General features: G+C 73.7%; 8 protein-coding genes and 1 pseudogene. 5 read left to right on the top strand and 4 right to left on the bottom strand.

Translation table 11 applies throughout. From position 1 onward, the window contains the following. On the top strand, positions 1-909 hold a 909-nt coding region (locus ABZU46_RS30030), incomplete at its 5' end, for a DUF6297 family protein (protein ID WP_354863034.1). On the opposite strand, the gene ABZU46_RS30025 is transcribed toward ABZU46_RS30030, so the two are convergent. Next, a complete protein-coding gene (locus ABZU46_RS30025; RefSeq protein ID WP_354863032.1) occupies positions 853-2,406 on the bottom strand; it encodes a PLP-dependent aminotransferase family protein in 1,554 nt (517 codons plus the stop codon). The genes ABZU46_RS30030 and ABZU46_RS30025 overlap by 57 nt on opposite strands. A 62-nt stretch (positions 2,407-2,468) precedes the next feature. Here ABZU46_RS30025 and ABZU46_RS30020 point away from each other — a divergent pair, with 62 nt between their 5' ends. Both ABZU46_RS30020 and ABZU46_RS30015 read left to right on the top strand, forming a co-directional pair. Beyond that, a complete protein-coding gene (locus ABZU46_RS30020) occupies positions 2,469-3,080 on the top strand; it encodes a LysE family translocator (protein WP_354863030.1) in 612 nt (203 codons plus the stop codon). A gap of 8 nt (positions 3,081-3,088) precedes the next feature. Further along, positions 3,089-3,829 carry a phenylalanine--tRNA ligase beta subunit-related protein gene (locus ABZU46_RS30015; RefSeq protein WP_354863028.1) on the top strand — a complete coding sequence of 247 codons (741 nt, stop codon included), beginning with the start codon at positions 3,089-3,091 and terminating at the stop codon, positions 3,827-3,829. Positions 3,830-3,851: 22 nt separating this feature from the next. Here the strand turns inward: ABZU46_RS30015 and ABZU46_RS30010 are convergent, their stop codons facing one another. The 3 genes and pseudogenes from ABZU46_RS30010 to ABZU46_RS30000 all read right to left on the bottom strand — a co-directional run. Further along, positions 3,852-4,883, bottom strand: coding sequence for a PHB depolymerase family esterase (locus tag ABZU46_RS30010; RefSeq protein ID WP_354863027.1), 1,032 nt, complete (start codon positions 4,881-4,883; stop codon positions 3,852-3,854). Between the two features lie 151 nt (positions 4,884-5,034). Next, positions 5,035-5,163 (bottom strand): hypothetical protein, encoded by a 129-nt coding sequence (locus ABZU46_RS30005; RefSeq protein ID WP_354863036.1) that lies wholly within the window; start codon positions 5,161-5,163, stop codon positions 5,035-5,037. A gap of 25 nt (positions 5,164-5,188) precedes the next feature. Then, positions 5,189-5,395, bottom strand: a pseudogene (locus tag ABZU46_RS30000) (MBL fold metallo-hydrolase); the annotation flags it as partial. A 42-nt stretch (positions 5,396-5,437) separates the two neighbouring features. On the opposite strand from ABZU46_RS30000, the gene ABZU46_RS29995 reads away from it, so the two are divergent. Both ABZU46_RS29995 and ABZU46_RS29990 read left to right on the top strand, forming a co-directional pair. Then, positions 5,438-6,244: an SDR family oxidoreductase gene (locus ABZU46_RS29995; protein WP_354863025.1), complete on the top strand. Its 807-nt coding sequence runs from the start codon at positions 5,438-5,440 to the stop codon at positions 6,242-6,244. Positions 6,245-6,469: 225 nt separating this feature from the next. Then, positions 6,470-7,576, top strand: a complete 1,107-nt coding sequence (locus ABZU46_RS29990; RefSeq protein WP_354863023.1) for a DUF5919 domain-containing protein — start codon at positions 6,470-6,472, stop codon at positions 7,574-7,576. Positions 7,577-7,688: the final 112 nt, after the last annotated feature.

Raw genomic sequence — 7,688 nt, 5'->3', positions numbered from 1 at the left:
GCCCTGAGCGTCGTCGCCCAGAGCAGCCGGGCGGGCCGCCGCTGGCCGACGGTGGTCGGCGCGGCGCCGATGGTGACGGCCGCCGTCGTCGCGACAGTGGTGGTGATCGCCGGTCGCCTCGGCGACGAACTGCCCCGGCCGGCGGCGCTGCCGACCGGCGCGCTGGTCGCGGTCGGGGTGCCCCTCGCGGTCCTCGGCACGGTTCTCGCCGTGCGCGCGCTGCCCCGGGTGGACCGGGCCACGCTGACGACCGGCGCGCAGTTCGCCAACGCCGCCGCGACGGCCACGATCCTGCTCGACCCGAGCATGCTCACCAGCCTGGTGGAGAGCCGGCGGTGGCGGCGCATCGGCCGGGTCCGCAGCCGCCGCTTCCTGCCCGGCCCGGCGTGGTGGGCGCTGCTGCAGGCCGACGTACGCCGCCTGCGCCGCCACCCCAGCGCTCTGCTGATCTGGGCCGGGCTGATCGGCGTCCAGTACGCCGCCGCGCTCGCCCTGCCGGGGCTCGCCGGGGCCACTCAGGTGGTGTTCGCCTACTTCGCCACCGACCGGCTCACCGGTGGCCTGCGCGCGGTCAGTCGGTCACCCGGGCTGCGCCGGGCGCTCGGTGGCAGCGACGCGGCGCTGCGCGGAATCCACGTGGTGGTGCCGGCGGTCGGCGCGGGCGTGTGGTGGCTGCTGACCCTGCCGAGTCTGCCGACCCTCGACGCCGGACCGACCTGGCTCGCGCCGACGCTGGCGGTCGGGGTGGTGGCCGCCGCCTGGCGGGCCGGCACCCGCCCGCCGATCAACTACGGCGGCGCGACGGTCAACACGCCGTTCGGGATGGTCCCGGTCGACCTGCTGCGCCAGGGCTCACGCGGGCCGGCGCTGCTGGCCGTGCTCGTGCTCGTCCAGCTCTTCCTGGGCTGAGCGAGCCGGCCGACCGGTCGGCCGCAGCGCGGCGGCGATGGCGGCGACGCCCTCGTCGATCTCCGTCGCCGTCCGGGCCGCGTAGCCGAGCACCAGGCCGGGCCGGTGTGGCCGCTGGCAGTGCCAGGACAGGGGCTGCACCTTCACCCCGCGCGCCAGCGTCGCCGCCGCCACCTCCGTGTCCGCCACGGCGGCGTCGTCCAGGGTGATCGTCAGGTGCAGCCCGGCCGCGGCGCCGTGCACCGTGGCAGTCGGCAGGTGCCGGGCCAGGGCGGCGATCATCGCGTCCCGGCGGCGGGTGTGCCGGCGGCGCAGCAGCCGCAGGTGCCGCTCCAGCGCGCCGGAGGTCATCAGCTCCGCCAGGACCAGCTGCGGCAGCACCGCGTTGCCCAGATCGGCGTTGCGTTTGGCGGCCACCACCGCCGCCCGCAATCGCCTCGGCACGAGCAGCCAGCCGACCCGCAGCGCCGGGGCGAGCAGTTTGGACACGCTTCCGGCGTAGCAGACCTGCTCGGGCAGCAGGCCCCGCAGCGCCGGCACCGGGGGCCGGTCGTAGCGGTGCTCGGCGTCGTAGTCGTCCTCGATGATCAGACCGCCGGCCCGCGCCCAGTCGAGGAGTTGGCGGCGCCGGTCACCGTCGAGCACCACGCCGGTCGGGAACTGGTGCGCGGGCGTGAGCAACACCGCGCGCAGGCCGCTGGCGACCAGTTCGTCGACGCGCAGCCCGGCGTCGTCCACGCTGATCGGCGGGGTGACGACCTGCCAGTTGTTCAGGTGCTGCCGTACGCCGAGCGAGCCCGGCTCCTCGACCGCGATGCGATCGATGCCGGCCGGGCGGAGCGCCTGGGTGAGGAGCCCGACCGCCTGGGACACCCCGGCCACGATGATCACGTCGACCGGGTCGACGGTGATGCCCCGGTTGCGGGCCAGCCAGGCGGCGACGGCCCCGCGCAGCGCGGGCGCGCCGCACGGGTCGCCGTAACCGAGGTCCGCCGCGGCGACACGGCGGAGCACGGCCCGTTCCGACCGCAGCCAGTCCGCGCGGGGAAAGGCGGTCAGGTCGGGTACGCCGGGAGTCAGGTCGATCGTCGCGCGGGCCGCGCGTACCGCGTCGAAGATGTCGCTGCCGGGCGTCGGTGGGAAGAGCGCGGCCGGTTCCGCCGGCGCGGCCGGGGCGGGCGGCGGCGCGGGCGGCGCCCCCGGGGCGCCGACGACCACCGTTCCGGCCCGGCCCCGGCCGGTGAGATGCCCCTCCTCGGTGAGCCGCTGGTACGCCTCGGTGACCACGCCCCGGGAGACGCCGAGGTCGGCGGCGAGCACCCGGGTGGCGGGGAGTCGAGCGCCGATCGGCACCCGCCCCTCGGCGATCGCCTGGCGTAGCCGGCCGGCGAGCCAGTCGGCACGCCCGCCGGGGGGCGCGTCGGCGACGGTGAGGTGCAGAAAATCCGACCCGGCCGTTATGGACCTCTCGGAGTCGTTCGCTTTGGCCCTGCTCACCGGACCATCTTGGCAGCAGAGTGGGCCGTAGACACCCCGCCCGACTCCGCCGGAGGACGACCGTGAGCATCCCCTTTCTGATCACCGCCCTGATCGTGGTGATCACCCCCGGCACCGGGGTGTTCTTCACCGTCTCCGCCGGACTGTCCCGGGGCGCCCGGGCCGGCGTGCTGGCCGCGTTCGCCTGCACGCTGGGCGTGGTGCCGCATCTGCTGGCGGCGTTGACCGGGCTGGCGGCGCTGTTGCAGGCGAGCGCCACGGCGTTCGAGGCCGTCCGGTACCTGGGCGTCGGCTACCTGCTCTATCTGGGCTGGTCGACGATCCGCGACCGCAGCGCCTTCGCGGCGACGAGCGACCGCCCACCCCGCTCGGCGGCCCGGGTGATCGTCTCCGGTGTGCTGGTCAACCTGCTCAACCCGAAGCCGACGCTGTTCTTCGTCGCGTTCCTCCCGCAGTTCGTGGACACCACCGCCCCGGGCTCGGCCCGGGCGATGCTCGCCTGCGGCGTGGTGTTCATGCTGCTCACCTTCGTGGTGTTCAGCGGCTACGGCATCTTCGCCGCCCGCCTGCGGGACCGGGTGCTGACCCGCCCCCGCGTCACCGACTGGCTGCGCCGGTCCGTCGCCGGCACGTTCGTCGCGCTCGGCGTGACGCTCGCCCTCACCGAACGATAGGGAGCCTGATGCAGTTCGAGCACTCGGCGCAGCTTCGCGCCGCACATCCCGACCTGGTCGCCGGCGTGGTGCACGCGACCGGGATCACCGCCACGGCCGACGTGGCGCAGCGCACGGCCGGCTACCTCGCCCTCGCCCGGAAGCGGTTGGCCGACGGCGCCGAGAGCACCTTCGGGGAGATCCAGGCGTGGCGGCGGGCGTACGCGGCCATGGGATTACGACCCACCAAGTACCGGTGCGCGGCCGAAGCCCTGCTGCGCCGGCTACGTCTGGACGGCGAACTGCCCCGCGTGCACCCGCTGGTCGATCTCTGCAACGCCGTCTCGGCGGCCTACGCCATCCCCATCGCCGTTCTCGACCTGGACCGGGTCGACGGCGACCTGGTGGTTCGGCCGGCGCACGGCGACGAGACGTACCTGAGTTTCGCCGGCGACACCGAGCACCCCGACCCGGGCGAGGTCACCTTCGTCGACTCCGTCGGGCGGGCGCACGCCCGGCGGTGGACGAACCGGCAGAGCGCGTGGTCCGCCGTACGGGCGGGCACCTCGTCGGTGCTGATCGTCGCCGAGGCGTTGCACCAGGGTGCCGAGCCGGCCGTGACCCGGCTGGTCGACACCCTGGTGGGGGAGTTGACCGACGGGTGGTCCGTCCCGGCGACAGCCGCGGTGCTCACCGCCGCCGCGCCCCGCTTCCGCACCCCGGCGGCCGGTGACGGCAACCGTCAGGCGGCGGTGCCGGGCATTCGGTGAGAGCGGCGGTGAGCCACCACCCTCAGCCGTCCAGCCGGCGGACCATGTTCATGATGGACTCCACCTGCGCGCCGCCCTTGATCGGGAAGTTGGTCGCGCCCAGGTAGCCCCACCAGTCCCAGCAGCCGTTCGGGTTGCTCAGGGCCGTGCCCGCCTGCGGGTAGAGCACGACCAGGTTGTTGGTGTCCGCGTACTGGTTGAGGTTTGCCCGGTCGACGAACGCCGTGCCCACCGACCCGTACCCCTGGGCGCAGCCGTGCAGGGCGACCAGCAGCCGACACGACTGCCCGGCGGCGCAGGCCGACGGGACATAGGCGAAGCCGTTGGCGTCCATGCTCAGCCCGTTGGCCCAGCCGTTGACCGCGAAGGTGTTCTGGTCGAAGCGCACGAGCGTGCCACCGAGAGCCGCGGTATTGGGCGCGTTCACCCCGCCGAGCAGCTTGCGCAGCAGGGCGTTCTGCGGGTCGGTGCCGCAGTCGTTGAGGAACGGCGACGCGGTGGCCGTACACCCCGACGTGCCGTACGGCGTGACCCACGAGTGACCGGCGGCCGAGCCGCTGTCGTACTGCACGCTGGCCCCGAAGTGCTGGTAGTAGCGGACCAGGTCGTCGGTGACGGACTTCTTGACGGAGGTGTCGTTGGCGCCGTGGAACACGTACACCGGGTCGCCGGAGAGGTTGCCGACCGGGTCGACCCAGCCGTACGTCGCCCAGGTCCGGGTGTACGTCTGCAGGGCGGACACGTTCGTCGGGTACAGGTTGTCACCGCAGCCGTAGAGCGCCTGGGCAACGGTGTTCTGCGAGCAGTAGTACGGGCCCGCCGCGAAGACGGCAGCGCCCCGGATCCGGGACGAGTAGGCGACGTGCAGCTGGGTCGCCATGTAGCCACCGGAGGACACACCGGCGACGTACACCCCGGAGATGTTGTAGGTGCCCAACGACCCGGAGACGGGCGGCCTGGTGGCGGGGGTGGCGGCCTGGGCGGGGGCCGCGATGGTCAGGATCAGCAGCAGGACGGCGGTCAGGGCGGTGGCGGTTCGGCGCGGTGTGGTCATGAACGTTCTCCTTGGCAGCGCCGGCGGGGGCGTCGGCGTGCGCCGAAGCTACCGTGACGCAGGCCACACCCGACATGAGCCCGACCGACACGCTCGTCGATGTCGTTGTGTGCTCCGACCACCCACAGACGCGGTCCGAGAGCGCGGTCGCTCAGGCGGTGTCGCCGGGGGCGAGGTGGCGGTAGCCGGGGATGGTCTCGGCGAACCAGCCGGCGACGCTGGCCAGGCCGCGCTCGTTGAGCTGCGCGTCGTGGATCGGGTACGCGGCGGCGGCGTCCACCGCTCGGCAGCGGGGCGAGGTCGGGCAGCCGGGCGCCCTCCGGGGCATACACCGGGACGCCCAGCCCGGCCAGGCGCAGCACGTCCACGTGGTCGGTGTGTTCGTGGGTGACCAGGACGGCGTCCGCGCCGACCAGCGCCCGTGGTTCGCTCCAGGTCCCCGGGTCGACGACAAGCACCCCACCGTCGTGCTCGACGCGGACGCAGGAGTGCGTGAATCGGGTGATCCGCATCCGGCGACGGTACGCCGGGCGCGACCGGGGTACTGCCCGTCCATGCCCCATCGATACGACACGTACCCCCGCATCGCCGTCGTGACCGGCGCGGACTCCGGTATCGGCAAGGCCAGCGCGGTCGCCCTGGCCGAGGCTGGCTTCGACATCGGCATCACCTGGTACGGCGATCCCGACGGCGCCGATCGGACCGCGGCCGAGGTCCGCGCCACCGGGCGGCGGTGCGAGGTCGCCGAGGTGGACTTCACCCGCCTGCCGGACGCGACCGCGGTGATCGACGAGCTGGCCGACCGACTCGGCGGCATCGGGGTGCTGGTCAACAACGCCGGCATCGGCGGCTCGACCCCGTTCGTCGACACCGGCTGGGAGCAGTGGCGCGAGGTGCTCGCCGTGGACCTCGACGCGCCCTTTCTGTGCGCGCAACGGGCCGCGCGGCGGATGCGGGCCGCCGGCGCGGGCGGACGGGTCATCAACATCACCAGCGTGCACGAGCACGCGCCCCGGGTGGGCTCGGCCGCGTACTGCGCCGCGAAGGGCGGCCTGGGGCTGCTGACCCGGGTGATGGCCCAGGAGTTGGCCGCCGACGGGATCACCGTCAACGCCGTCGCTCCGGGCGAGATCGCCACGCCGATGACCGGTCAGGAGGACGTCGACCCGTTCACCCAGGAGCGGCCCGGCGTGCCGGTGGGACGGCCCGGCGACGCCCGGGAGGTGGCGGCCGTGGTCACGCTGCTCGCCTCCCCCGCCGCCAGCTACGTCACCGGGGCGTCCTGGCCCGTCGACGGCGGCATGCTGCTGATGGGCCCGCAGGCCGCCGCGTTGACCACCGACGACTGGCGACGGGTCTGAGGGTCGTCAGCTCAGTCAGGGCGGCGAGCAGGGCCTTCTCGCGTTCGTCGTCGTCCATCCACCCCTACCCTCCGCAGTCGCCCTGCCCCGTTACCGTCACCTGAGAAGCGGTCGAGACGGCCCGGTCGGCGAACCCGTCGGTCGCGAACGGGACAGCGAGCGGCAAAGCCGGCACGTATCCTCCGCATCTCGATGATCGGCGGGGCCAGGACGGAAGGGGACCGGATGCCCGACTGGGCTGGTCGGGGCGACCGTGGCGGCCGACAACGACGTGCCTTCGGCGTCGGTGGGGCGCTGCTCGGGATCGCCCTCGTGCTGCTGCTGGCCGCCTGGCGCAGCAGCGGCTTCCTCAGTGACCTGCTGCTCAACATCGGCTCCAGCGTGGTCCTCGCGGCCATCTCGTACGTCATCTTCGACCCGCTGTTCGAGGAGGCCCGCAGGGCGCGGGTGCAGGAGCACCTGAGCTTCGACCAGCACGCCTTCGTGACCCGGCTGCACCGCTCCGGACGCCGGGTACGGATCCTCGACACCTGGACGATCCTGCTGGAGGACACGCAACGCGAGGAGGCGCTGCGCGGAGTGCGGGCGGCGCTCGCCAACGGCGCGCAGGTGCAGTTGCTCCTGCTGGACCCGGACTGCACGGCCGCGCAGCAGCGCTCGGAGGAGTTGGAGCGGCAGCGGGTGGACGTACCGCGCCAGATCCGCACCAACCTGCGGCACCTGGCGCTGTTCCAGGACTCGCTCGACGCCCGACTGCGGCACCGGTTGCAGGTTCGGCTCTACGACGCGTCCCCGTCGATCCAGCTCTACCAGTGGGACAGCCGGGCGCTGATCTCGTTCTTCCCGATCGGGAAGCTGTCGTTCAACGTGCCCCAGCTCGAGGTCGACATGGACAGCCCCTGGGGCGGGTTCGTGCACGCCCGTTTCGAGGAGCTGTGGGAGCACGAGCAGGCGACGGTCAACCTGGAGCGGTACTGGTCGGTCGCCGTCACGCTGCGCCACGACGACTCCGACGTGGTCGAGGTGCAGGTGCCCTACGTGAGTGTGGAGGGGCAGCACTACGTCGACTGCGGTGTGTTCAAGGTGACCGGGCCGCTGACCGTGCGGGCCGTGCTGCCACCGCGCGCGCCGGGCGGCGCCCCGAAGGTGTTCGCCCTGGCCGAGCCGGTCGACGGGGACCGCACGCCGGCCGCCACCGTACGCAGGCACTTCGACCAGAAGTACGGCGGCGGCGACGGGCAGCGAGAGATCCGCCGGCTGGTGCCGCCGCCGGATGGTTCGCGTACCCCCGCTCCTCGCTCCGCGACGGCCGGCGACGCGCACGGACGGTGACCCCCGACCCACCGGGTCGGGATGAGGCGCGGGACAATGGGGGTCGTCGTCGATCGCCAGGAGGACCGTTTCCCCGTGTCGACCCATCCCGCGCCGCCGTCGCAGTCGGCGC

Origin of the sequence: Micromonospora sp. NPDC005197, assembly GCF_040608295.1 — a bacterium.
Classification (GTDB): Bacteria; Actinomycetota; Actinomycetes; order Mycobacteriales; family Micromonosporaceae; genus Micromonospora.
Note: the sequence above shows the minus strand (reverse complement) of the source record. Positions and strands in the feature narration are given on the sequence as shown.